Origin of the sequence: Nitrospira sp. (genome assembly GCA_037045225.1) — a bacterium.
Lineage (GTDB): Bacteria > Nitrospirota > Nitrospiria > Nitrospirales > Nitrospiraceae > Nitrospira_A.
Window position 1 is genome coordinate 2,726,833 of record JBAOHZ010000009.1, and the last position, 22,938, is coordinate 2,749,770.

Annotated in this window: 20 protein-coding genes; 9 read left to right on the forward strand and 11 right to left on the reverse strand. The window is 60.4% G+C overall.

Going from position 1 to position 22,938, the window contains the following annotated elements; genetic code table 11:
• Nucleotides 1–452: 452 nt before the first annotated feature.
• The 9 genes from V9G17_13580 to V9G17_13620 form a co-directional block, all read right to left on the reverse strand.
• Nucleotides 453–1,040 (reverse strand): class GN sortase, encoded by a 588-nt coding sequence (locus tag V9G17_13580; protein MEI2753628.1) that lies wholly within the window; start codon nt 1,038–1,040, stop codon nt 453–455.
• On the reverse strand, nt 1,037–3,175 hold the full coding sequence (locus tag V9G17_13585) for a marine proteobacterial sortase target protein (protein ID MEI2753629.1): 2,139 nt from the start codon (nt 3,173–3,175) through the stop codon (nt 1,037–1,039). Before V9G17_13585 ends, V9G17_13580 begins: the two co-directional genes overlap by 4 nt.
• Nucleotides 3,176–3,269: 94 nt before the next feature.
• Nucleotides 3,270–4,073, reverse strand: coding sequence for an OmpA family protein (locus V9G17_13590; GenBank protein ID MEI2753630.1), 804 nt, complete (start codon nt 4,071–4,073; stop codon nt 3,270–3,272).
• 386 nt (nt 4,074–4,459) lie between these two features.
• Nucleotides 4,460–5,581 (reverse strand): class I SAM-dependent methyltransferase, encoded by a 1,122-nt coding sequence (locus tag V9G17_13595; GenBank protein MEI2753631.1) that lies wholly within the window; start codon nt 5,579–5,581, stop codon nt 4,460–4,462.
• 108 nt (nt 5,582–5,689) lie between these two features.
• A complete protein-coding gene (locus tag V9G17_13600) occupies nt 5,690–8,395 on the reverse strand; it encodes a sigma 54-interacting transcriptional regulator (GenBank protein ID MEI2753632.1) in 2,706 nt (901 codons plus the stop codon).
• Nucleotides 8,396–8,575: 180 nt separating this feature from the next.
• Nucleotides 8,576–9,847 (reverse strand): tetratricopeptide repeat protein, encoded by a 1,272-nt coding sequence (locus tag V9G17_13605; protein ID MEI2753633.1) that lies wholly within the window; start codon nt 9,845–9,847, stop codon nt 8,576–8,578.
• Nucleotides 9,848–9,961: 114 nt separating this feature from the next.
• A complete protein-coding gene (locus V9G17_13610; GenBank protein ID MEI2753634.1) occupies nt 9,962–10,624 on the reverse strand; it encodes a hypothetical protein in 663 nt (220 codons plus the stop codon).
• An 18-nt stretch (nt 10,625–10,642) separates the two neighbouring features.
• On the reverse strand, nt 10,643–11,092 hold the full coding sequence (locus V9G17_13615; GenBank protein MEI2753635.1) for an HIT family protein: 450 nt from the start codon (nt 11,090–11,092) through the stop codon (nt 10,643–10,645).
• Complete coding sequence (locus tag V9G17_13620) at nt 11,089–11,706, reverse strand: hypothetical protein (protein ID MEI2753636.1); 618 nt, start codon at nt 11,704–11,706, stop codon at nt 11,089–11,091. The genes V9G17_13615 and V9G17_13620 overlap by 4 nt, the downstream gene beginning before the upstream one ends.
• Before the next feature lie 162 nt (nt 11,707–11,868).
• On the opposite strand from V9G17_13620, the gene V9G17_13625 reads away from it, so the two are divergent.
• The 9 genes from V9G17_13625 to V9G17_13665 all read left to right on the forward strand — a co-directional run bounded on the left by V9G17_13625 (nt 11,869) and on the right by V9G17_13665 (nt 21,107).
• Nucleotides 11,869–12,744, forward strand: coding sequence for a hypothetical protein (locus tag V9G17_13625; protein ID MEI2753637.1), 876 nt, complete (start codon nt 11,869–11,871; stop codon nt 12,742–12,744).
• Between the two features lies 1 nt (nt 12,745).
• Entirely contained in the window at nt 12,746–13,168 is a 423-nt protein-coding gene (locus V9G17_13630) for a secondary thiamine-phosphate synthase enzyme YjbQ (GenBank protein ID MEI2753638.1), read from the forward strand.
• Nucleotide 13,169: 1 nt separating this feature from the next.
• Complete coding sequence (locus tag V9G17_13635; protein MEI2753639.1) at nt 13,170–14,297, forward strand: trypsin-like peptidase domain-containing protein; 1,128 nt, start codon at nt 13,170–13,172, stop codon at nt 14,295–14,297.
• 93 nt (nt 14,298–14,390) lie between these two features.
• Nucleotides 14,391–16,142, forward strand: a complete 1,752-nt coding sequence (locus V9G17_13640) for an AAA family ATPase (GenBank protein MEI2753640.1) — start codon at nt 14,391–14,393, stop codon at nt 16,140–16,142.
• 8 nt (nt 16,143–16,150) lie between these two features.
• Complete coding sequence (locus tag V9G17_13645; protein ID MEI2753641.1) at nt 16,151–17,671, forward strand: proteasome accessory factor PafA2 family protein; 1,521 nt, start codon at nt 16,151–16,153, stop codon at nt 17,669–17,671.
• Nucleotides 17,672–17,673: 2 nt separating this feature from the next.
• Nucleotides 17,674–17,868 (forward strand): ubiquitin-like protein UBact, encoded by a 195-nt coding sequence (locus V9G17_13650; protein MEI2753642.1) that lies wholly within the window; start codon nt 17,674–17,676, stop codon nt 17,866–17,868.
• Between the two features lie 87 nt (nt 17,869–17,955).
• On the forward strand, nt 17,956–18,729 hold the full coding sequence (locus V9G17_13655) for a proteasome subunit alpha (GenBank protein MEI2753643.1): 774 nt from the start codon (nt 17,956–17,958) through the stop codon (nt 18,727–18,729).
• A gap of 46 nt (nt 18,730–18,775) precedes the next feature.
• Complete coding sequence (locus V9G17_13660) at nt 18,776–19,615, forward strand: hypothetical protein (protein ID MEI2753644.1); 840 nt, start codon at nt 18,776–18,778, stop codon at nt 19,613–19,615.
• 1 nt (nt 19,616) lies between these two features.
• Nucleotides 19,617–21,107, forward strand: a complete 1,491-nt coding sequence (locus tag V9G17_13665) for a proteasome accessory factor PafA2 family protein (GenBank protein MEI2753645.1) — start codon at nt 19,617–19,619, stop codon at nt 21,105–21,107.
• Between the two features lie 8 nt (nt 21,108–21,115).
• Here V9G17_13665 and V9G17_13670 read toward each other — a convergent pair whose 3' ends face one another.
• Together V9G17_13670 and V9G17_13675 are read right to left on the reverse strand one after the other, a co-directional pair.
• Complete coding sequence (locus tag V9G17_13670; protein ID MEI2753646.1) at nt 21,116–22,036, reverse strand: hypothetical protein; 921 nt, start codon at nt 22,034–22,036, stop codon at nt 21,116–21,118.
• Nucleotides 22,033–22,431, reverse strand: a complete 399-nt coding sequence (locus tag V9G17_13675) for a hypothetical protein (protein ID MEI2753647.1) — start codon at nt 22,429–22,431, stop codon at nt 22,033–22,035. The genes V9G17_13670 and V9G17_13675 overlap by 4 nt, the downstream gene beginning before the upstream one ends.
• Between the last annotated feature and the right edge of the window lie 507 nt (nt 22,432–22,938).

A 22,938-nucleotide genomic window follows, 5' to 3' on the forward strand; every position in this document is an offset into this window, starting at 1 on the left:
GATTTCGTGGCACAGCGACGAAATGAGCAAAATGAATGCCACACATGTGATTGGCGGTCATAGCCAGTCTGTGTCCAGAACTGATGGTTCATCCCATCTGTATTGATGTCCAGCGCGCTCAGGGTGTTGCCCTGCCATGGGGCATCGCCTGCAGCAGGGGTTCTTCATGTATGCAAAGCGAGCGATGCCGCACGGAGCGCTCGTTGCTATTTCGCTCGCAGACCGACATATGCGAATGCGTGTTCAGCAGGCGGTGGTCACTGAAATAGGCAGAATGGCAGAGAGCAGTGCCGACTGTTTATATGGCCTGTTCTTGAGGGTCAGTTCGTTGAAGGGCTGTGTGGAGACATGAGTCCTGTGCGCTGGTGACCTATTCTTCCAAGGGACCTTGTGATTATTGCGCGGTTATGACCGACGATCCGCGTTCAGTCAGAGTAGAGCGGTTGCACGGGTCAATAGACTCGCTCGGCGCGCACCACATAGCGCAAGGGCCCACCTGCCTGGAGGGCCTCGAAGGGGAAGCAGGTCACCAGGACCAAGTCCTGTCTATCTGATCCGGTCTGAATGACATCTCGGCGTGAATCCATGATTCGTTGGTCTGTGATGCGATAGTGCCGGGTGATTCCGTCATGTCCTGTCAGGTCAAGTTGATCGTTCGGATGAGTCTCTTTCAGAAAACGAAAGTGTGTGTCCCGGTGGCCGGTCATAATCATGGTGCCTGTCTCACCGGGCAACGCACTGGAGCTGACATGGCCGGGGCCGAATGCCAGAGTCCGGCCGTGGGCGCCGGCTAGGATAATCAGATCTACCGCGCGGGCTTGCAGGCGAAGCCGCGCGATCGGCCAGGTATCGGCCCAGGGCCATGGTTTGGGCATCGGTTCTCCCGCTAGGGCGCGAGACCAGGCCCGCTGCAGGAGGAACTGCGCGAGCCCGGCCTTCGCATAGATCCAGGATCCTTCCCCGATCTGCCAGCAGCCGATGGTGAGGAGGCTCACCATCAGCGCCGCCGATAGACGGGGATACAATCGTGACCGTTTCATGCCGCCTGTTTGCGGAGTCCCAACACGAATCCGGCGAGCAGAAGCGCCGCGAGCCCCAGCAACATCTGCAATTGTCCGCCGGTCCCGGTCTTGGGTAAGCCCGTGAGTGCCGCGTGATCCTCTGTGCTCGCAGCAGGCGTGACGTGATCCTGCTCGGCGGCCGGCCGATCGGTCGGCCTCGCCGGCGTCACATCAACCGCCACCAGACTGGTGTAACGGCTGACCAGGTGGTGGTGAAGGGCCACATCCAGCACGGCCTTTCGGACCAGCTCTTGCGTGCCGCCTTTGTAGGTCTCGTCCATGAGTGCGGAGATCTTCTGCCGGGCCCAGTAGACGGAAATCCCTCCACGAGCGCTGGCATTGTGGAACGAAACCGGGAGCGACCAGGCGGTGCTGCCGACCTGTCCGCGCAGCATGGCTTCAGATGGAAGCGCCGCAGCTTTGAGCGCGAGCACAATCGGTTCGCCTTCATAGAGGTCGGAGATGGTGGCCGGGAACTGTTCGAGCCCGGACCAGCCGGCCGCATCGATCGTGATGTTGTTGAGCACCGGGCGCTCAAGTTTCTTGAACAGTGCATCCAGCTTGTCTTTCACCTCGTTGACGTTGCCGATATACGTGAAGGTTCCGCGACCTGATTCCGCGGCCTTCCGCATCAGGTGGCTGTTGGGCGTGGAGCCGATTCCGATGGTGAACAGGCGTCGGCTGCCCAGGCGCTGGTGGAGCAATTCAAACAATTCGTCCTCATTGCCGACCTGTCCGTCGGTGATGAGAATGACCTGCTGGAGCCTGGACTTGTCTTGCTGGCTCTGGAGTGCCTGTCTCAAGGCGGGGAGTATCTCGGTTCCGCCGTCGGCCGTGAGGTGTTCGGTGTACCCGATGGCTTGCTGCATCGTCTTGGTCGTCACGGATTGAGGGATCGAAAACAGCGACCGGACCATATGATTGAACTGAATGATATTGAATCGATCCTGTGCGGTCATCCGTGACAGCGCGGCGACCAGGGCGCTCTTGGCCTGTTCGATCGATGCGCCGGCCATGGATCCCGACCGGTCGATGATGAAGGTGATGTCCCGCGGAATCCGGGGCGCCTGTTCCTGGTGTTGTGTCGGAGGAACGAGCATGAGCATGGCATAGGTCTCGCCGTCTTTCTGTTCGGTCAAGACAGCAGCCATCGGTTCGGTGCGTGGCGCCGGATGCCAGATGAGCTGAAAATCACGGTCAGCCGGTACCGCATCTTCCCGAAGCGCGATCTGGTACACACCGTTCTGATCCTGAATGCTGATGATCGGGTGGAACGGCGATTCGATCCTGGTGATGGGAAACCCGGGATTCAGGGTCAGGGACAGGCTGAGCGGGTTGCTCGAGCCTTGTCCGGGCGATTGCATCGGCGGTGTGATGCGCGAGGCGTCGGTCACCCGATCGGTGTCGAGCCTGGTTCCTGATCCCTTGGGATCTTGTCCTTCGATGATCACAGGTACACCGGGGATGTAACGTGGCCCGACGGCCATGGGAAAGCGGAGTTGAAACTGTTCGTTCTCGTAGCGAATGGTGTCCTGGTATTCAATCTCGATGGTGACATGTTCACCCGGCCCGATGTTGGCTACCGAGGTGGTAAAGATGTTGGGTCGCTCTTGCTCCACGAGGCTGGTCCGCTTGCCCTCCTGTTTCGCCTGTTCGTAGACCTTCTTGGCCTCGCCGCGTTCCTTGATCTGCCCTTCAATGATCCGCTCGCCGACCTTCATACGGAGGTGGTCCACTGCGGCGGTTTCCGGCAACGGGAAGACATAGATGCCTTCCAACCAATCACCCTTCTGCTGGCTGGGATTCGTAAATTCCTGTCGAACGGTCGCGCGGGCGATGATGCCGGTGACGGCAATCTGGACGTCGGTCTTGAGAATGGGTGCCGGTCGATATCGTCCGGCCTGATTCGTACGGAACAGCAGCGCGCCTTCCGTCACTTCGTTGAGGCTCATGGTGGGAACGACGCCGAGTCTCAGCGATTCAGTTGATTCGGTAGCGGATGCCGGTGGTGGTGTGGTGCCCATTCCCGTGGTGGTGAGGAGGGTGCAGAGGGCCAGCCGGGCGACAACGTGTACGGCCCGGTGCCGGTGAGCACAGAGAAAGTCATGCAGCATGGTGTCCTCGTGTATGGAGATCGGAAGGTGGATGTGCAGCGGGTGTCTCTGGGAAGGACGGCTGTCGTTCCCAGAGACGATGCCCGGTCGCCAGTTAGTTTCCGTCAGTTAACTCTTCTGTGCCTTCCTCCCGCTCGGCGCTCGAGGGGGGCAGGCTCTGGCTGCTCTGCTCGGTGTCGGTCGAGAGGTCCATGTCGCTGGAGAGCGGATCGGTCATCGCTTCAGTGGCGGCGGCAGGAATCACCATGTGTTCCTGGCCGATCCTTCGCATCTCCAAGTGCACCCGCCGATTCATCTGTCGGCAGACGTCGCTGTTATCGATGCAGAGGGCGCCCTCCTCACCCAGGCTGACGGTGCGGATAGACGACTCTGGCACTCCCAGCGTGATCAATTGCTGTTTGATGGTCTCAGCGCGCTTCATGCCCAGGATTTTGTTGAAGCTCATCGACCCCTGCTGGTCGGTATACCCTTGGAGCAGGATGCCCCAATCCCGCTCGTTCTTGAGAAACTCCGCGTGGCGCTGCAGCGCGGCCTTGCCGTCATCGTTCAAGCCCTTGCGGCCGATTTCAAAGTGAATATCGTCGTGCAGGATATCGGTACTTCTGCTCGCCACCGGGGCGTTGTCCACATACGTCGGTGAGATCGTGGCGGAAATCGATGTGTGGTCCGTGGAATGGTTGAGAGCTTGCGCCACCTGAGCGCTATTGAGGGCGTCTGCTGAGGGGTTGCTATGGGCCGCCTCGTCCGCCTGGGAGTAGTACCAAAATGCGGAGACGACGACGGCCAGGAAGAAAACCAGTCCAGCCAGGATGTAGACATCTTTCCTCTCCTTATCCGGGCCGATAATGGTGGGAGACACTGGTCCTGCGTTGATGCTGACTGTGGATGATTTCTGCATGATGGCCTGCTCCTTGTGTTGTAGGGCCGGGTTACCCCGTCCCATTGGTGGCTGATAGAGGAATCGACGGCTCCTGATGCTGCGGGGCGGGCGTTGTAATGCTCACCTCCTTCCTTGCCGCGTTGCCCGCTGTTGGGCGGTGCGTAGAGCAAGGCGGAGGCCAGGCGAAGCGATGGGGCTGATAGTCAAAAAGCGATGGGATAATAATGGCTTAGCGGACGTGTCTGGATGCGAGGAGTCGGCGGCTCATGCGGGGATCAGCGGGGATGCGGGGATAGCCCCGCAAGGATGAGGAGGTTGAAACGGTGGTCCTAATGCAACGGCACGAAGCGATCCACGAAGCGGTCAAGGGGGTAGGTATTCCGTGAATCCCCCCAGTGCGCCTGTTATCGGCTTTCCAGCCGCCACAGCGATGTGAGTTCAGCCGCACGGGCGGCGCGGAGTGGATCAGCCTGGTCGGACGCTCGAGGATGATGCGGACGGATATCGGTCTTGCCGATGACAACGAGCCCGGCCTGATCGAACATCGCGAGCAACTCCGCTCTGGTTCGAAGCTCCAAATGTTCGGCCAGGTCGGAGAGCAGGAGCCAGCCTTCTCCCTCCGGTTCCAGGTGTGCCGCCAGACCGTTCAGGAACCCGGATAACATGCGACTGTCCGGATCGTAGATCGCCTGTTCGATCGGGGACGTCGGCCGTGCCGGGACCCACGGCGGATTGCAGACCACGAGTGGCGCCTTGCCTTCGGGAAAGAGATCCGCCTGCACTACCTCCACCCGATCGGCGAGCTCCAACCGCAGTAGGTTCTCTCGGGCGCAGGCCAGGGCGCGAGGGTCCTGGTCGGTTGCCACAATGTGTGAGACATCGCGGCGGGCTAAGACTGCGGCAAGCACGCCGGTGCCGGTGCCGATGTCGAAGGCACGTGCGCAGGACGGCAGTGGCGTGTGGGCCACCAGGTCCACATACTCGCTGCGAATCGGAGCGAACACGCCATAGTGGGGGTGGATGTGGTCACCGAGCGCAGGGACAATCACCCCATTCTTGCGCCATTCGTGCGCGCCGACCAGTCCCAGCAGTTCGCGGAGTGCAACCAGTGCGGGCTCTTCATAGGGGCCATACGCTTCCGTGCAGGCGAGTCGAAGATCGGGGGCGCGGCGGAGACGAATGTCGTAGTCGTCTTCAAGGGCCACGAGAAGCATGCCGAGGATACGCGCCCGGCGGGACTGAGTCTGTCGATGAAAATGGAAGGACTCCGCCGGCGAGGTGCCGGGCTTGGGGGGATGGCGGTCGGCACGCCGGGCCATGGCGTTGAGTAACTGCCGGGCATTCTGGAAATCGCCTCGCCAGAGTAGCGCGGTTCCTTCGCAGGCCAGGCGGTGCGCAGCATCGGCGGTCATGCTGTCGTCGGCAATGGTCACGCGTGTAGGTGGTGGGGCGCCCCATTCCGAGCGCCAGCGCGCAGCGCAGGGCTGATCGGCCTCGGTCCAATGCACCAGTGGTGGCGTGCTCATGAGAGGACCGTGCCTGGGGTGTTGCGTTGTTCCGACTGTTTTTTGCTGAAGGTGTTGTTCATGGGAGTCGCTGTAGTCCTGTGTTGAAATTCCGTGCGTCTGAGTAGGCTACTGAAAATGTTGTCGAACCAGGGCTTCAACGGACTTGAAGTGCCGATCGGGAAGGTTTTTGAAACGCCGTTTACAATCGAGCAGAGCATCTTCCGCCGTGGGAAAGGGTTCGATCGTGTCCATCAAGTGGCCATAGTAGTCCGTGAGTTTCAATTCGACCGTACGGAGTAAGGATGGGTCTCCTGCCAGGGCGGCCGCGGCTTTTGCCTGATCTCTTCCCGATTCTACGAGTGCTTGAAAACAGAGGCCCTTCAGTCGTTGTGTGACGGTGCTGCGATCCCATCCCAGCGCCTTGGCCGTCGCCTGCATATCGAACCGGTGTTGGCGCAACTGGTCCAGCACGGCGATGTCACCGGCCGGATCGGGGAGGAGCGGTTTGGCTCCGGTTGCGACGATGACTGGAGAAGGCGTTTCCGAGAGGCGGAGGTCGGCGGCGGTGATGATCGGGCCATCCGAGAGTGCGATGGCTTGTTCGAGAGATTGGCGCAACTCTCGCACATTGCCGTTCCATGTCTGTCTTTGCAGCGCCGCCAGCGCTTCTTCCGAGAGCCGGATATTCGCATGGGCCGGCTGCGTTGCGGCTTCCTGCAGGCAGGCGTCTGCGAGGGCCGGAATATCGCCGGGCCGCTCTCGCAGCGGCGGCAGGTGCAGAACGAGACCTTTGAGTCGAAAATACAGGTCCTCGCGAAACCAGCCTTCGGATACGCCACGCTGAAGATCTTTGTTGGTCGCCGCGACGATTCGGACATCGACGGTGGTGGGACTCGTCGCCCCGACGCGATAGAAGGTCCGGTCTTGGAGCACCCGTAACAGTTTACTTTGATGGTCGAGACGAAGGTCGCCGATTTCGTCCAGGAAGACGGTGCCGTGATGCGCCAGTTCGAAATAGCCTTTGCGATCCGTGAGCGCCCCGGTGAAGCTGCCGCGCACGTGGCCGAAGAGCTCGCTTTCGAAGAGCTCCGGAGAGATTGCCGCCATGTTCACCGCGATGAAGGGTCTAGCCGATCGCGGGCTCAGGCGGTGCACCGCGCGCGCAAACAGCTCTTTGCCGGTTCCCGGCTCACCGGTGATCAGAACGGTGACGGTGGAACGGGCGCCTTTCTTGAGATCGCGAAACATGGTCAGGATGGCAGGGGCTCTGGTGACGATGCCCACCTGCGCGCATTCCCGGCGGAGTGTTTCCTGCTCGGCATTTCCCAGGGGCGCTGAGCTGATTGTTGCGGCCCGCAGGTTCTGCAGCTGCCGTTCGAGCTCGTCCATGCGCTGCCGCGTCGCTTCCTCCTGCGCGTGGGCCTCGGCGATTTTGAGCTGAAGCTCGGCGGCGAGTTTGGTCGACTCGGCTTCCCTGAAGGCTGAGTGGGACATGCCGGCGCGGGCCGATTCGAGGTCTTCTTCCAGGGATTCCACGGCCGTCTCTCGGTAGATCAGGGCTTCGCGAATCGAAACCAGGTGTTGCTGAACCTGCAGCATGTCCTGCTCCAGCAGGGCCAGGCGTCGGGTTGCCACGATCTGTCCCAGTAGGCTGGTCGTCACGAGGACGGTGACGGCTGCCGTGACGGGAATCACAAACGGCAGTACCCACTGGGCCTTGGTGAGCGAGAGCAGACCGACGGCCAGATAGAACAGGAGGCTTCCGATGCCCAGGAGCAATCCCTTCCAATCCGTCCACCGGAGGACCATCCAGGCGATAGCGAGACAGAGGGCAACGGTCAAGAGGAGTTGCTCGATCGGCGCGAGCTCATGAATCCAGTTTCGGGTGAGCAGCGTATGGAGCAGGTGCGCCTGGAGGACCATGTCCGACGCGTCGTCGCCTGAAGGGAGTGGCCGTTCCGGTTGCGGCTGCGGTTGGGTGAGCAAGAAGACGACTTTGCCGTTGATCAGCGTGCTGAGCGCGTCATTGTCCTTCCGGTCGAGGAGGCGGGACAGTTCCAACACCGTGATGCCGGGGAACGCTGTGAGGCCCTGTCGTCCGGCGAAATTGAGCAGGAGGCGGCCCTGGCGGTCGAGCGGGATCGTCAGGGAATCCGTCGTACCGTTCGGCCATCTGGCGTGTTGCACCCGGAGCTGCCCGGAGCGTCGTTCCACTTGGTCCAACGGTATCTGCCAGAATGTCGCAGCCAAGGAGAGGCCCAGGGCCGGGCGTACGTCTGTTCCGTTTTCGTGAAAGAGCTCAGCCCGGCGCGCAATACGATCGGGGTCGAGGACCGGCTGTATGGCGCTTCGGCCCGACAGAAGGCCGTGCGCAGTCATCGCGGAGAGTGCTGTCTCCTGATCGGCGGGAGCAGTCGGCAAGGCGGGGTAGGAGACGGTTCCGGCGGGGGACACGGCTTCCATCAGCAAGGCGTCACTGACGGCGCCGCCGAGGTTGGGCGGGCTTGGGAGGTCGAGTGGAACATCGAGCCCGATCGCCGCCGCTCCCGCATCGTGCACGGCTGTGATAAGCCTTGCGGGGAGGCTACGATCCCAAACCCCGGTGCCAAATTGTTGTTCACTCGCCCGATCTCTCGTGACCAGCAGTAAGGGCGAGTCCGGAGCCGGTTGCGAGCGGAGCCGCATCCAGGTGTCGTAGGGCGCCCATTCCAGCGCGCTATAGGTCACCGGTGCCGGTGTCCATAAGACCTCGCTGAGGGCCACTGACGCCAGTGCGATGACGACGGCTTGCAGCCAGACATTCCTGACGAACAGGCGAGCGGCTATTTGCATGGGTGGTGGTGATGGCTAGCAGGATGGTATCCATGTTCGTCAGTGAATCCACACAGCGCGCGCATGCCGCTGTACGCTGTGTCGGAGGACGATAGGAACATCCTGCGAGCGGTCCTGCTCCTGTCCGTGAGACATGCCAGCCGGCATGTCGAGGCTATTGAAGTTATGTCCAACAGCTTACTACGGTTTCGGAGTCTCGGGGGTGATTTCGTCGAGAATACGTTTGGCCTCTTCCCGCGGCAAGCCCTTCAGGTAGCTTTTGGCCTTCGCGAGGTCCGGCGCCAGGCCGAGACCTTTGGCGTAGATGCGTGCCAGGGCTATGCGAGACGCCATGGCGCCATCGGTTGCCGTGGATTCCAGGTAACTGAGGATCCACTGGCCGTGGGGAGGGAGCTGGCCGTCGAGGCCCTGCTCATAGAGCTGGATCAGTGCTGCGTGTGAGATATCGTTGAGCGCATAGGCTTCCCGTAACAGCACCGGAAGGGCCTCGCCGGTGCGACCTTGCTTGAGCAAGGTTGTCCCGACGGTTTCCGTGGCTTGAGCGCGGTCGAGATCGGGGAAGTCCAGCCACAGCTGGTCGCAATAATTCTTGAAGGCCTCTGCCGCAGCCTTAGACTGTTTCGTCTGCAGGGTGCCCTTCACCGCCGCCAATCGCCTGAGTTGGGTCAGTGCTTGGGCCGCCTCCGGCAAATTTTGCTCGAAGGCCCGCGCCCACCAGGTGATGGCCATGATCTGGCTTTTCTCTACCCCCTGGCCTGAGCGATAGGCGTTCCCGAGAAAATATTGAGCCTTGGCTAACCCTGCCAGGGCGGCGGCTTCCAGCTCCTGCGCCGCCTCCTTATCACGTCCCGCCACTTTCAAGACCAGCCCGAGGCGATAATGGGCTTCGGCAAAGTCCGCTTTGAGCCGGAGGGCTTCCTGATAGGCCTTAATAGCCGATTGCACATTTCCGCGGGTGTAATGAATCGTCCCCATGCTGTAATGCGCCTGCACGAGGGTCGGATCCAGGCGAACGGCTTCCTGAAGCTCCGTCATGGCGGTGCGCCAGTCTTGCTTGGCCATGAGTGCGGTGCCCAAATCGAGATGGGCCTGCGCCACGGTCGGGTGGAACCGCAGGGCGGTCCGGTATTCGTCGATGGCGCCATCGGTGTCGCCCAGTTGGAAGAGCGCTCGGCCGAGTGTGAGGCGTGGTTCCTGGGCATCGGGTTCGAAGTGCAAGGAATGGCGAGCCTGGGTCAGGGTTTCCAATAGGCTGAGGGGCGCAGGCGCCGGAATGGGCGTCGGCAATACCGGCTGCGCGAGGGATTCTGGAGGCAGCGGTTCTTCTCGAATGGGTTCCGGTGCTGGGATCTCGGAAGGAGCTTCTTGCGCGCCGGCCCAAGCCGGATGGATGAGCAAAGCCGCAGTCAGGATCAAAGGCCACCCTCCCTTGGCGGCGTGGTGCAAAAACATAGGCGCTGACAACCCTCCACGTAAAAAAAGAGCATCCTTTATACACATAGACGCAACGGAAATTCCACGGGATCTCGCAGGAAACATGCTCCGGTGGTGAGGGATGAAGAGCAGTTAATTATTGAGCCATGCAAGTACGAGGACAATGGCGACCAGCAGGCCCAGGAGACCCAGGATGAGGTAGCGCCACAAGGACAATTGATCCTGAACCGGCATGAACCCCAGACTGACGCCTTCTGCCAACAGCCAGTTTCTGAATTCCTGAGGGGCGACGAGGTGGAGTCCACGGTCTGTGCAGGAGGTGATGAACCGATCCACGACCACGCCTTGCAGCGCGGTGCGAATCAGCTTGTCCAGCCAGCGCGGGAGTCTCAGACGCTCGGCAGTGTGAGTGACGCATCGGTCGACCATGGCTTCGTATTCCTGTCGAACCGTGGCAAGACTTCGTTCTGCCGGAGTGGACGACGACAGTATGGAAGGCAAGGCATGGAGCCAGTCCCGGAGGGCGAGTTCCAGCCGCTCTACCGTCTGCTGAGCTGCGCTCAACACCCCGGCGAGGGCGCCGCCGATCAGGGCACCGACGACGTAGATAGCCGTCAGCGACCAGCTGCCCACTGTGGCCCATGTTCCATGGGAGGAAACAATGCTGCTGTAATAGGCGGCGGCCCCCCCGACAATGGCGATTGAGCCTGCCACGTGCAGCGGCAGCGACCAGAGGACAGTGCGAAGGAACGTGCGGGGCCGTTTCGCATGTGGTAAGGAGGGCGGATTCGACATCGTGATCGGTCGAGGATCTCAGGGGTTTCCGCCGGCCTGGTTCGGATGAAGCGGCCAGATGCTTCTGAGGCGGTCGATGTGTGACGCGAGTGCGTCCGGTTCAAGTCGAACCGGTTCATGCGCAATACGCCACACCGGTTCCAGGGGGGCCGGATCGTCAGGTCGGCGCGGAATCAGATGCCAATGGATGTGGGGAAGCTGGTTGCCGAGCAATTCATAGTTGATCTTCACGGCCTGCCACGTGTGTGCGAGCACCGCAGCGACCTCGGACACTTCTTCGATGAGCCGGCTGCGTTCGTCGCGAGAAAGGTGGAAGAGTTCAGTCGCATGACGTTTCAGTACCAGCACGGTCCAGCCGGGGAAGAATTGGTCGTCGTGCAGATAGGCCTGGGTCAGTCCACAATCGGCTATGAACCGGTCCCGATCGGGCCAGGTTCCGACACAGGCTTTGCACGGCTCGCTGTTCATGGTTGGCTCAGAGCCTGGGCTTCTTGCGGCGTGATCAGGCCTTTTTTGAGTAAGAGTTGGATCAACTTGTCGGTGCTTGCCTTGCTCGGAGGTGTCGCGGCGGTGGAGGCGGCGTTTTTTGATTTGGGCGGGTCGCGTTTTTGTCCCATCACGCGGAACGAGGGAGTGAAGACCGCCACATAGTCCCGGTTCCGGATGCGGACGGTCACGGGGAGGCTTTCGCTGTTTGGGGTGAGGTCAGGGTCCGATCCTTGTGGGATACGAAAAAAAGGTCGTCCGTCCTCCGTGGTCCCGTCCTGGCCGATGATTTCCATTCTGTTCAGGAGGGATTCGCCGGTCAGGTTCTCACGATCCTGCCCGCCGATATTGGTAATGCGATCCAGCACGATGATCAAGGAGTCGGCGACGAAGAGTTCCGCAGAATTGTTGCGGACAGTCACATCGTACCGATATTCGCTCGAAAAATTATCCCGACTGCGCAGGGTGACGAATGCGGCGGCTTTGCCGCTCAAATCGGCGAGGTCGGCGGCGGCCGCCAACAGGGGCGTAAAGGCCTGTGCAAACAGGAGGCAGGCGCTTCCCACCACAATGTGTATGGACCGCGTCTTTGCCATGATTCCCTCCCGGTTGTCGGTCAGCATCGGTCTCAGAATAACAAAGCTCCCCAGTGAGTGCGAGGAAATCCTCTGTCTGGGGCGTGGTTTGCTTGACACGTTCTTTTGGCGGACGATATTCTGCCCGCCGGTAGAGGATCGACTGCGGCTCATCACACCTGCATGGCAACGACACGTCTTACGTTCCCTCCGCTGTTGATTCCGCGGACGCTCGTCTCTCAACTGTTGCATCTCTACGATTATCCCGACCCGCGCCGCCCCGGACGTCTGATCAAGGGCTACGATTGTCCGCATGCCCTCCGGACGGCCCGGATGTGCACCGCCGTGGCTCAGCGCATGGGACACCCGCCGGCGCGAGTCAAACAGTATCAGATCGCCTGCATGCTGCATGATTTGGGGCGAGCCGGACTGGATCGACGACTGTTCGGCCGGATCTGGTCCTGGGCGCGCGCGCAGGGCATTCCCACCAGGCCGCGTGAATGGCGGGCTCTTCACCCGGAGACCCGGTATGGCCGGGAAACCGAGGCCTTTGTCTCGCGTTATCGAGGCGCGATGGAAGCGGCGGGCATTGATCTGAATTCCTGGGCCTGCGAGCAGGTGGAAATGCGCCTGGGGTACGCCCGCAGATTGGCCGCCCGATTGCGCGCCGTGAAGCCGCGCTTGCGCGAGCTTGGGGTCACTTGGTCGCCATGGATGGGCCGGATTATGCTGTACTACTACTATCCTGAAAAGCTGAACGGCGCGCAGCCCTGGGTTCGACAATTGGCGGAGATCCTGGTGGCCTGCGAACAGTTCGAGGCCTATAGTAATCAACGTCGCGGGCGTGACTACTATGTGCGGCAACGTGAAGATGTATCGGAAGCCTTTGCCTATCTGGATGCCCTGCAAGGGGAAGGGATCATCAGCCGTCCCGTTGTCCAGGCCTTGCGGGCGCTTGCGTCGGAAGGGGTGTTCGATCGTGTCTTGGAAGAGGCCAGGGGACGGGCGTTGTCAGAACGCGAGCGCAATTTCCTGCGCGGGGCAAGTCAGGAGTCATGACATGACGGTGAGAAGTGTTGCGATGCAGGTGAAGATGCCGGGCGATTGCCGGGTGGAGAATATTACCGGGCAGGTCCAGGAGGCGTTGAAAGAAACACGCTTACGTGCCGGAATTCTCACGCTCTTTATCAAGCACACGACGGCCTCCGTGTTGATCATCGAGGATGAGCTGGGCATCCGTGCCGACACGAAAGCGCTGTGGGAACGATTGATTCCTGCTGATCCGGGCTGGCAACACAATGTCCGCAACGCAGGAGAGGATAACGGCCACAGCCATCTGCGCGGTCAACTGCAGGGGCAGTCGCTCACCATTCCTTTCAATGATGGGGCGATGACGCTGGGCACCTGGCAGCAGATCGTCGTGCTGGATTTCGATACACGCGCGCGAACGAGGGACTTGGTGCTGCAGGTCATTGGTGAATAGGATGGGTCTGCGCGGAGCGCTCCGGGAGAAGTGGCGTGGTACAGGGATGAGGCTGGGTGTGGTGGCGGCGCTGGCGATGGCTGTGTCATCACCGGCCTGGCTTCCGGCCGCGGAAGGCACGAACAGGCACCTGATTGCGCAATCTGCCGCCCCGACCGAGCTCAGTCCAGAGGAGCAGGCGACCATCGCCGTCTTCGAGCGCGCCACGCGGTCGGTGGTGTTCATTGCGAACACGGCGATGCAGCGCGATCCCTGGTCGTTCAACCTGTTTGAAGTGCCCCAAGGTTCCGGCACAGGCTTCGTGTGGAACCGGCAGGGCCACATCGTCACCAATTTCCATGTCATCTATGGCGCGGATGCAATCACGGTGACGTTGGCGGATCGCACGGAATTCAAAGCGAAGGTCATCGGCGCCGATCCCGATCACGACCTTGCGGTGTTGCAGGTTCAGGCTCCGGAAGCGGCGCTCCAGCCGGTCATCATCGGCAATTCCCAGTCGCTGCGTGTCGGGCAAAAGGTGTTGGCCATCGGCAATCCCTTCGGGCTCGATCACACGCTGACCACTGGTGTCGTGAGCGCGCTCGGCCGTACCATTAAGTCGATGAGCAACCGGACGATCGAAGGCGTGATTCAAACGGATGCGGCGATCAACCCGGGCAATTCCGGGGGGCCATTGCTGGACAGCGGTGGCCGGTTGATCGGCGTGAATACCCAGATCATGAGCCCGAGCGGTGCGTTCGCCGGCATCGGGTTCGCCGTGCCGGTCGATACGGTGAGCCGGATCGTGCCGGAATTGATCAAGCATGGAAAGCTGATCCGGCCAGGCTTGGGGATCTCATTAGTGCCGGATGCCATGGCCCGGCGCTGGGGTGTTAAAGGCGTGATCATCGGAAAGGTCGGCCGGGGGAGTATCGCCGAACGGATCGGTCTGCACGGGGCGCGTGAGACGGCCGGAGGCCGGATCGAACTGGGCGATATTATCGTGGCGGTGGACCAGCAGCCGGTGGAGACGATCGACGATTTGATGGATCTGATGGAACGGCACAAAGTCGGCGACGAGGTGACAATCGAATACGTCCGTGGCAAACGGCGGGTACAAGTGGTTGTCCCGCTGCAGGCGGTCAATTGATCGGACGGGTGTGAACCGGGTGGTGCGCCCGCGACAGTGCGGTTGTGCTCTGTGTTAGGATGACCGGAGTGAGACCAGCCGGAGGAAATAGTTATGAGTGACCATCGAAATCCAGATCAGCCAGAGGCAGGCGGGCCACAGTCGCCGCGCCGCGAAGCTTCTGCATCGCCTGATCCGATCGAACTGATAGAAGAATGTCTGGCGGCGTTTCCGGACGGCGATCCGCGCCAGAAGCTGCTGTATAAATTACGACATGTGCTGACGGCCCAGTCGGTCGCGCAGGACCGGCGCGACACGGAGTTGAAGAAACTCAATGAGGTGGTGACCAAATTGACGGCACCGGCCAATCGGGTCGGTCTGCTGCTTGAGGTGCCGGCTGAAGGAGTCGCGCGTATTGTGGTCGGAGGGGCGGAGTATTACGCCAACATCGACCCGCGTCTCCCGGTCGAGGATCTCAAGATCGGCACGCAAATTCTGGTGAATGAAGCCTATACGGTGATCAAGGCCCTGGGGTACGACCGCAACGGGCCGGTGCTGAAGGTGGCCGAGGTGTTGCCGGACGGACGCATTCGTTTTGAGCAGGATATGGGCCGGCAGGCGTTGATTCTGCAGCGGTCCAGTGATTTGCTGGGGACTGATCTCAAACCAGGCGATGAAGTTCGTATCGAGCCGACACATCGGATCGCCATCGAAAAGTTTGAAAATCGCCAGGCGAGGACACACCTCCTTGACGAAGTGCCCAGCGTGACGTGGGAGCAAATCGGCGGGCAGCATCAGGCGATCGAAGCCATCCGGAAAGCCATCGAATATCCTCTGCTCCATGCCGATACGTTTACGAAGTATGAATTTACGCAGCCGAAGGGGTTTCTGCTCTATGGACCGCCGGGCTGCGGCAAAACCTTGATCGGTCAGGCGGCAGCCGCCAGCCTGGCCCAGCTCGTCCGGGAGTCGCAGGGGCAGGCTGCTGCGGACGGCACGTCGAAGAATCCCCCGGTGACTAGCGGCGCCTTCCTGCACATCAAGGGGCCGGAGATTCTGAACATGTGGCTGGGCGAGTCCGAGCGGATCGTCCGAGACCTCTTCGCCAAGGCCCGCGCTAGACGGAAAGAGGGGGCGCTGCCGTTTATTTTCATCGATGAAGCCGAATCCGTGTTGGGGACCAGGCGGTCGATGCGGTCGTTCAATATCAACAATACGTTGGTGCCGATGTTTTGCGCCGAGATGGACGGGATTGAGTCGCTGCAGGATGTGGTGATCATTCTGGCGTCCAACCGGCCCGATTTGATCGATCCGGCGGTGCTCCGGCCCGGACGAATCGATCGAAAAATCAAGGTTGCGCGCCCGAATCGGGAGTCGGCGGTAGAGATTCTTGCGGTGTATCTCACGCCGTCGCTGCCCCTCGATGCTGACCTGCTGGCGCGGACCGGGCAGGACCATGCAGCCGCCCGCCGTGCGGTGATCGAGCAGGTCGTCGACAGCCTGTTCGCACGGACGGATCAGAATCGCGTGTTGTCGATTCGCCTTCGGAATGGGCAGAACAAGGTACTGTATCGCGGAGATCTCGTCAGTGGCGCAATTCTCTCCTCGATCGTCCAGCGGGCGAAGGAGAAGGCGATCGAGCGGGTGGTCGCACAAGCCGGCGCGCCTGCCGGCGATGGGATCCGCGCGCAAGATCTGCTCGATGCGGTGCATGAAGAATATCGCGAAGGGGAAATGTTGCCGCCGGACGATGCCGCCGAAGAATGGCTCAAACTCCTGGATCACCATCCCGAACAGGTTGTGGGTGTGTCGTCCTTCCGCCGTGGGCGGGCGACGGAAGAGCGATTGGTCAACCAGATCATCTGAAACGGCCTATGCATCTCTTTGGCATTGAAACGGAATATGGCATCACCCGCGAGGACCTCGATGCGGTCGATCCCGTCGAGGAATCGATGGAGCTGGTCCGTGCCCATTTGCCCGGCAAGTTTGAACGACGCTGGGACTATCGGGGCGAAGATCCGCATGAGGACGCGCGCGGGTTCCGGGTCTCCGGTCTGCAACAGGACAAGGAGGAGGACGACTTCGCCAAGGTCGATGCGCATCGACCCTTTTCATTTCACGAGATGAAGAGCGATTTGGTCCTGCCGAACGGGGCGCGATTTTACAACGACCACACGCACCCCGAATATTCCACTCCGGAATGTCGCACGCTCAAGGATCTCCTGGCGCATGACCGGGCGGGAGAACGGATCGTGCAGCGGGCGGCAGATCGACGGAACCAGCAGCTCGGCGGCCCGCACGTCCAACTCTACAAGAATAATACCGACTTTCACGGCCACAGTTATGGCTGCCACGACAATTACCTGGTGTCGCGTGCCCTGCCGTTTCCTCAGCTGGTCAGTGGCCTGTTGCCGTTTCTGGTGAGCCGGCAGCTGGTGGCGGGAGCCGGGAAGGTCGGGATGGAGGCTCAAGAATCGGGCTTCGTGCCAGGGCCTGTTCAACTCTCGCAACGGGCCGACTTCATGGAGGCTGAATTAGGCGTCGATACGATGCACAACCGGCCCATCCTGAATACGCGTGATGAGCCGCATGCCGACCGGACCAAATACCGGCGCCTGCACTTGATTCTGGGCGATGCGAACATGTGCGAGTATGCAACGGCGCTCAAGGTCGGTACGACCAGGGTGGTGCTGGACCTACTTCAGCGTGGAGCGGCTCCGAGCCTGGAGTTGGAACAGCCGGTGGCCGCCATCAAGCAACTTTCTAGAGACCCTGAGCTGAAGACGACGGTGCGATTAAAGGATGGCCGGACCATATCAGGATTGGCCATTCAGGAAGAATACTGGAACGCGGCGAGTCGGTGCTGTGCGGGCAGTGATCCGGATGCCGATTGGGTGCTGCGGGAATGGCACGAGACTCTCGGCTTGCTTCGCCAAGATCGCGCGCAATTGGTCGGCAAGCTCGACTGGGTGACCAAACAGTGGTTGCTGGAGACGTTCATGCGGGAAGAACGGCTGGCGTGGGAGGACCCATGGCTCGCCAGTCTGGATTTGGAATACCATAATGTGAACCCCGACCGCGGGCTGTTTCTGGGCCTCGAAGCCGAAGGGAAAACCTGGCGCATGACGAGCGAGCGTGATATCGCACAGGCTCTGGTGGCCGGCCCCTCCGACACCAGGGGCGGGCTTCGCGGCTTGTGTGTGAGACGGTTCCCGGAGCAGATCACCGGTATGCAATGGGAGCGGGTGCAGTTTGCGGGGGGGCTGCGTGCGCGCACGCTTGAGATGGGTGATCTCTTTGAGCCAGATGCGGTGCAGGCCTGTGCGGCTTTGTTGGAAGCTGCGGCGTCTCCAGCCGAGGCGCTGGCGGCGTGGACGAGACGAAAGGACGGGTAACCATGCGATATATGTTGATGCCGGAACGTCGTGAGGCACCGGGCGATCCCATGCCGAAACCATCGGGGCCGTCGGAAGAAGGCGGAGGACCTCGACGGCCTGAAACGGGCTCGCCGGATAAGGATAATCTGCTGAAGCGGATGCGGAAGGTCGATCCGAAGCAAGCAGAGCGCTATCGACAACGCACGGGAGAGTAAGGCGCGTTCGGGTACGGAGTCAGGCGTGAGGGGGTAGTTCATCGATCTGGCGGCCCGACGCTTCACGTTTCACGAGGGGTTTGTGTAATGGGGATGCAAGGGGACTTTTTTCAACTCTTGAAGGAACAGGGGTATCAGTTCGGAAATCCTGTCGCGGCAGCCGCCGGGATGGACGTTCCGACGGCCACCACCATTTTGGCGTTGAAGTATCGCGACGGCGTGTTGGTCGCAGGCGACCGCCGGGCAACGGCGGGCAATATGGTGATGTACGACCGCACCGACAAGGTGCTGGAGATCGATCGCCACAGCGTGATGGCCATCGCGGGGGTGCCGGCGACGGCCTATGAGATGGTGCGGGTCCTGGAGCATTCGTTCAAATACTATCGGCGCACCCAATTGCAGGAGTTGAGTTTCGAAGGGAAACTGCGCGCAGTCTCCAAGTTGCTCAAGGAGAACGTCCCGGCGGCATTGGCGGGGACCGGTGCCGTGGTTCCGGTGTTCGCGGGGTATGATCACGAGCAGGAGTCCGCGAAGATTTATTTCTACGATATTCTGGGTGCTGAATTTGAGGCCGTCGAGTATGCCGTGTCCGGTTCGGGCTCGCCGACGATTCGCGGCATCCTGCACTATGTGAACACTTGGGGACCGCAACCGTTGGCGACGCTCCCTGAAGAGCAGGCTACCGTTCAGGCACTCCGGTTGCTCTCCAGTGCGGCGGAATTCGACTCGGCCACCGGCGGAGTGAATCGGGAGCTGAATCTCTATCCGGTGGTGAAACTCATTAAGGCCGCCGGTGTGCAGACCATTCCGGATGCCGATTTGAAACGATTGTATGAGAGCGAAGTGCTGCGCGGACGCTGACAGATAGACGGCTGGTTATTGATCTCAATGGTGAAGGTGGCACGTTATGTATGAAGAACCCTATCGGTGGATCGAGGCAGTCGGCAACCGACGCCAGTATCTCGACGAGCAGTTCACAAAGGGCTCACCCGTCGTCGCGCTGGCCTATGCCGACGGGATACTGATGTTGACCGTGAGCCGAGGAACGCCCAAGCTCTACGAGATTTACGATCGTATTGCGCTGGGTGGAATGGGACACCCGGCGGATTTGGAAAAGTTGCGCTTCTCTCTTCTGGAGATGGCCCATGTCGAGGGTTTTAACCGATCGCCGTCCGATGTCACGGGCGCCAGGCTCATGAAGTATGGCTTGGCACCAGTCATCAAGCAGGCCTTTGAAGAAATTTATAAAGCGCCCTTCATCGCCAAAATTTTGCTGGCCGAATTGGGCGTGAAACCCGAGCGCGACTTGTTTCTCTCGATCAACTACGATGGCAATTTCGAGGAGAGCCGGGGCTGGGCGGCATTAGGCGCGACGTCGTCCGTGCAGAGCCGGATGCGACGTTATGTTGAGTCGCAACCGGCGTGTGCGCAGGCTTCGCTGGCGCAGGCGGTGGAACTCGCCCTGTGCATGTGGGCGGTTGGCTCGCTGGCTCAAACAGCATCCGAGTCCTCGGCTGCGGAGTCATCCTCCGCTCAGGTCTCGGAAGACAAGACGGAAGGAGACGGTTCCAGTCTCCCTGACAAGGCGGCGTTGCTCACTCATGTGCGTCAGACCGTTGTTGAAAAATCATTGGAATGTGTTCTGCTGGAGCGCCGCGGGCCTGGATCGGCCAAATATCGCGCGCTTCGTCCTGATGAGTTGGGCGGTCTATTGCCTCCGGCTGTCAGCGCGCCGATCGTGACCTAACATGCTCAATCGGATCTTCGGCCTTGAAACGGAGTATGGCCTGCTGGTGAATCAGGATCGGCCTGACCATTCGCCGTCCTGGGTGGCGCAGCGTATTCGCGACCATATTTTTCATGTTGAGCGGCGAGGCGTCCTCGATCTGCACCATCGTGGCCATGACGAACCGCCGGGCAACGGCGGGTTTCTCACCAATGCGGGCCGCATCTATATCGATATGGGGCATCTGGAATACGCCTCTCCGGAGTGTACGACCCTGGCTGACCTGGTGGCTTCGGATCGTGCAGGGGATCGGATTATTCAAGATGCGGTGCGGGCGCTGGGGCTGGAAGAGACGGTCTCGCTCATCAAGAACAACATCGATCACGAGACCGATGCGACGTTCGGTTCGCATGAAAACTATCTCGTCACGCGGCAGTTTCCTTTTTCTCGACGTGGCCTCGGCCCGCTGGTGACATTTTTAGTCACTCGTCAGGTGTTCACCGGAGCCGGACGTATCGGATGCGCGAGCGATCCCAACGAATGGGTGCAAGTCGGAGGGCTGATCCTGCACCGGCCGGGGATGCGGGATGCGCAGGATCGATCGATCGTGCCGTTCCAGATCTCCCAACGCGCCGATTATATCGTCAACGACTTCTTCGAGTGGGTGCAACACAACCGGGCGATCGTGAATACACGGGACGAGCCGTTGGCCGATCCGAATCAATACCGCCGGATTCATCTCCTGCTCGGAGATTCGAACATGGCTGAGTATGCCACGGCGCTCAAGATGGGAACCACCGGGCTGGTGTTGCAGCTGATTGAGGCCGGACAGGCCCCGCGCGGTCTGGGAATTCAGGAGCCGGTCGAGGCGCTGCAGGATATTTCTCGCGACCCGGATCGTCAATGGACCGTCCGCTTGGAGTCGGGACAGTCGATGTCCGCCATCGATATTCAAGAACAGTTTCTGGCCGCGGCCCAGCGCCATTGCAAGGGGCAGGACGAGGAGACGGATTGGGTGCTGGAGCAGTGGGAGTCTGTGCTGACCGATTTGCGCGGCGGGTACGAGAAATTAGTCGGACGAATCGATTGGGCCTCGAAACTGTGGCTACTGGAGACCTATCGGGATGCCGAGCAGTCTGCGTGGGACGATCCCATGTTGAAGAGTCTCGACCTTGAGTATCACAATCTGCATCCCGAGCGGGGACTCTGTTACGGCCTTGAGCAGGAGGGGCGAGGGCCGCGCCTGACGACCGATAAGATTGTGCATCTCGCGCAGGACCATCCGCCGCGCAACACTCGGGCGTTCGGGCGAGGGGAGTTGGTCAGGCATCTGCTGGAGAGCGGAACGGCAGGAATTGTGTCGGATGCCCCGCTCGATTTCGAGGAACAGATGGCCTGCGATTACATCATCAATTGGTCGAATTTCAAACTGCGTGGAACTCCGCCGTTTTTTATGGCCGATCCGTTCAAGACTTACGCGCAGGATGTGCGTAGCCACCTGGCCGCTCGATAGTCTTCCCCCTATCGCTTCAATCCCATCCGTTCCAGCGCGCTCTTCGACACATCGAATGCGAAGCGCAATTGGACTGCATAATACTTCTGGACCAGGCCGGTTTGGTCCAGCGGTCGGTCTTCTTCGCGGTAAAAAGCCAATTCCGTATCCTTCCAGCGGACAGCAATACCTACGATCCAATCGAGTTCAGAGGGATTCAGGGTGTTGCTCGCTTCACGGTCGGTGAAGAGGTTCATGTCTCCGTACAGGACGACCTTGTTTTTGTAGAGATCCAGATCGGTATGGGCGACATATCGGAACAATGCGCGGCCGGTGTTGTTGGGGCGCGCAAAATACTGGCTGTTGTGGAAGAGCCATCCCGCGCCGGCATAGGCCGTGAGGTTCTGGTTCGGGAACGTGTGTCGCCACCAGGTGAAGTCCTGAATGGCTTGGAATCGGGCCGTCACGAGTGCATCGGCGTATGCCTGCTTGAGGCCGCGACGGTCCAGCGGGGCATCCCGTTCGTACTGTAGGCGCCAATTGAAGCGGTCGAGGACGCCGGTAAATGCGAAGGTGCCGTCCCATTCCGTCAGTTTGATCCACCCGTCGGTGCGGTCCGAGAAGAAATTCTGATCGGTATAAAACGTGAGGTACTGCTTATAGAGATCGGTTTCCAGGTGCAGCATGTGACGTAGGCCGACGAGTCCGGTATTGTCAGGTCTCGCGGCGAACGTTGGATTCTTCACAAAGGCTGCGGTCAGCAGATACCCACCGAAAAGCGTTTCTTCTTCCTCGCGCGCTTCATGTTCCGGTTCATCCATCGAGGGGAGCGGGCGGCCGTACTTTTCCAGGCCGAACGCCGGTGGCGTCCAGGGTGTCATCCCCGCCAGCAAACTGATCGCCAGGACCAGCCAAGACAGGCCGGGAATGTTGGGTTGCCGGAGTGTCATTCAGGGCAATTAGCGAAGATCTCTTCGCAGTCGTTTGATGCATCGACCGAACTCGGGACGAAACGATACCGGACCTGGTCGACGTGGTCACCCTGCAGCACGACTGTGGCCCAGCAACCGTGGTGGGCGGTCGGGCGGCTGCCCTTCGAGGACACCATGGATTCTTCCAGCAGCGGGGCCTCTTTGTAATACCGGAGCATGGTGAGCGATCCATCTGCATGCTCTTGTTGAGGGGGGCCGGCACAAGACAACACCTGGGCCGTGCTCTTTCCACGCAATGCCTGCTGATGCGGATACCCCTCGGTGACCGGTGGTGTGCTGTGGCAGCCGAGCATGATTGCAGGCAGGAAGGTCAGCAGAATGCTCTGATAAAAACGAATATAAGGTGGACGCATCGTGAGCACTCAGCTTGGTTTATCGGGAGTTGTGACTAGCATATCTGCCAGGCCAAAGCAACCAACCCGGGCTGATTCTCGACGCTCGCCGTGCGGCTTTCGACGAGCTGCGATATCGGGCACTGAGGTGGGTACCCATTAACCGTCATCGGTGAGCCGGTGCGCGGTGTCCTGGGCTCATTGTGCTGCGTGCAAATACTTAATATGTGCGGGTGAGGCCTGGCCATGATGCTCTCAGAGGATATGCGGCAGCCTCTCGAGAGAGGCCATGAAACGGCGTCAGGATCATGACAATCGTCATCGTTTTGACTCGCCGTGGCGCCGTTCGTGCCGTGCAACCCCGGCAAACGGTATCGTTTTTCCCTGTGGCTGTCATCTACGTTGATTTTTGTAGGTAGCTGCATTTTTTTCTGTGGACGAGTTGACAAATATGTCTAATTCCCTAGAATAAGCTTCGAACATCGGATTGTTATGACAGGTGCCTTGTGCCAATTCTGAGGCCGTACG

Excerpts from the sequence above, each read along its gene's own strand:
- V9G17_13580 (MEI2753628.1), bottom strand. The coding sequence starts at position 1,040 with ATGAAACGGTCACGATTGTATCCCCGTCTATCGGCGGCGCTGATGGTG.
- V9G17_13585 (MEI2753629.1), bottom strand. The coding sequence starts at position 3,175 with ATGCTGCATGACTTTCTCTGTGCTCACCGGCACCGGGCCGTACACGTT.
- V9G17_13590 (MEI2753630.1), bottom strand. The coding sequence starts at position 4,073 with ATGCAGAAATCATCCACAGTCAGCATCAACGCAGGACCAGTGTCTCCC.
- V9G17_13595 (MEI2753631.1), bottom strand. The coding sequence starts at position 5,581 with ATGAGCACGCCACCACTGGTGCATTGGACCGAGGCCGATCAGCCCTGC.
- V9G17_13600 (MEI2753632.1), bottom strand. The coding sequence starts at position 8,395 with ATGCAAATAGCCGCTCGCCTGTTCGTCAGGAATGTCTGGCTGCAAGCC.
- V9G17_13605 (MEI2753633.1), bottom strand. The coding sequence starts at position 9,847 with ATGTTTTTGCACCACGCCGCCAAGGGAGGGTGGCCTTTGATCCTGACT.
- V9G17_13610 (MEI2753634.1), bottom strand. The coding sequence starts at position 10,624 with ATGTCGAATCCGCCCTCCTTACCACATGCGAAACGGCCCCGCACGTTC.
- V9G17_13615 (MEI2753635.1), bottom strand. The coding sequence starts at position 11,092 with ATGAACAGCGAGCCGTGCAAAGCCTGTGTCGGAACCTGGCCCGATCGG.
- V9G17_13620 (MEI2753636.1), bottom strand. The coding sequence starts at position 11,706 with ATGGCAAAGACGCGGTCCATACACATTGTGGTGGGAAGCGCCTGCCTC.
- V9G17_13625 (MEI2753637.1), top strand. The coding sequence starts at position 11,869 with ATGGCAACGACACGTCTTACGTTCCCTCCGCTGTTGATTCCGCGGACG.
- V9G17_13630 (MEI2753638.1), top strand. The coding sequence starts at position 12,746 with ATGACGGTGAGAAGTGTTGCGATGCAGGTGAAGATGCCGGGCGATTGC.
- V9G17_13635 (MEI2753639.1), top strand. The coding sequence starts at position 13,170 with ATGGGTCTGCGCGGAGCGCTCCGGGAGAAGTGGCGTGGTACAGGGATG.
- V9G17_13640 (MEI2753640.1), top strand. The coding sequence starts at position 14,391 with ATGAGTGACCATCGAAATCCAGATCAGCCAGAGGCAGGCGGGCCACAG.
- V9G17_13645 (MEI2753641.1), top strand. The coding sequence starts at position 16,151 with ATGCATCTCTTTGGCATTGAAACGGAATATGGCATCACCCGCGAGGAC.
- V9G17_13650 (MEI2753642.1), top strand. The coding sequence starts at position 17,674 with ATGCGATATATGTTGATGCCGGAACGTCGTGAGGCACCGGGCGATCCC.
- V9G17_13655 (MEI2753643.1), top strand. The coding sequence starts at position 17,956 with ATGGGGATGCAAGGGGACTTTTTTCAACTCTTGAAGGAACAGGGGTAT.
- V9G17_13660 (MEI2753644.1), top strand. The coding sequence starts at position 18,776 with ATGTATGAAGAACCCTATCGGTGGATCGAGGCAGTCGGCAACCGACGC.
- V9G17_13665 (MEI2753645.1), top strand. The coding sequence starts at position 19,617 with ATGCTCAATCGGATCTTCGGCCTTGAAACGGAGTATGGCCTGCTGGTG.
- V9G17_13670 (MEI2753646.1), bottom strand. The coding sequence starts at position 22,036 with ATGACACTCCGGCAACCCAACATTCCCGGCCTGTCTTGGCTGGTCCTG.
- V9G17_13675 (MEI2753647.1), bottom strand. The coding sequence starts at position 22,431 with ATGCGTCCACCTTATATTCGTTTTTATCAGAGCATTCTGCTGACCTTC.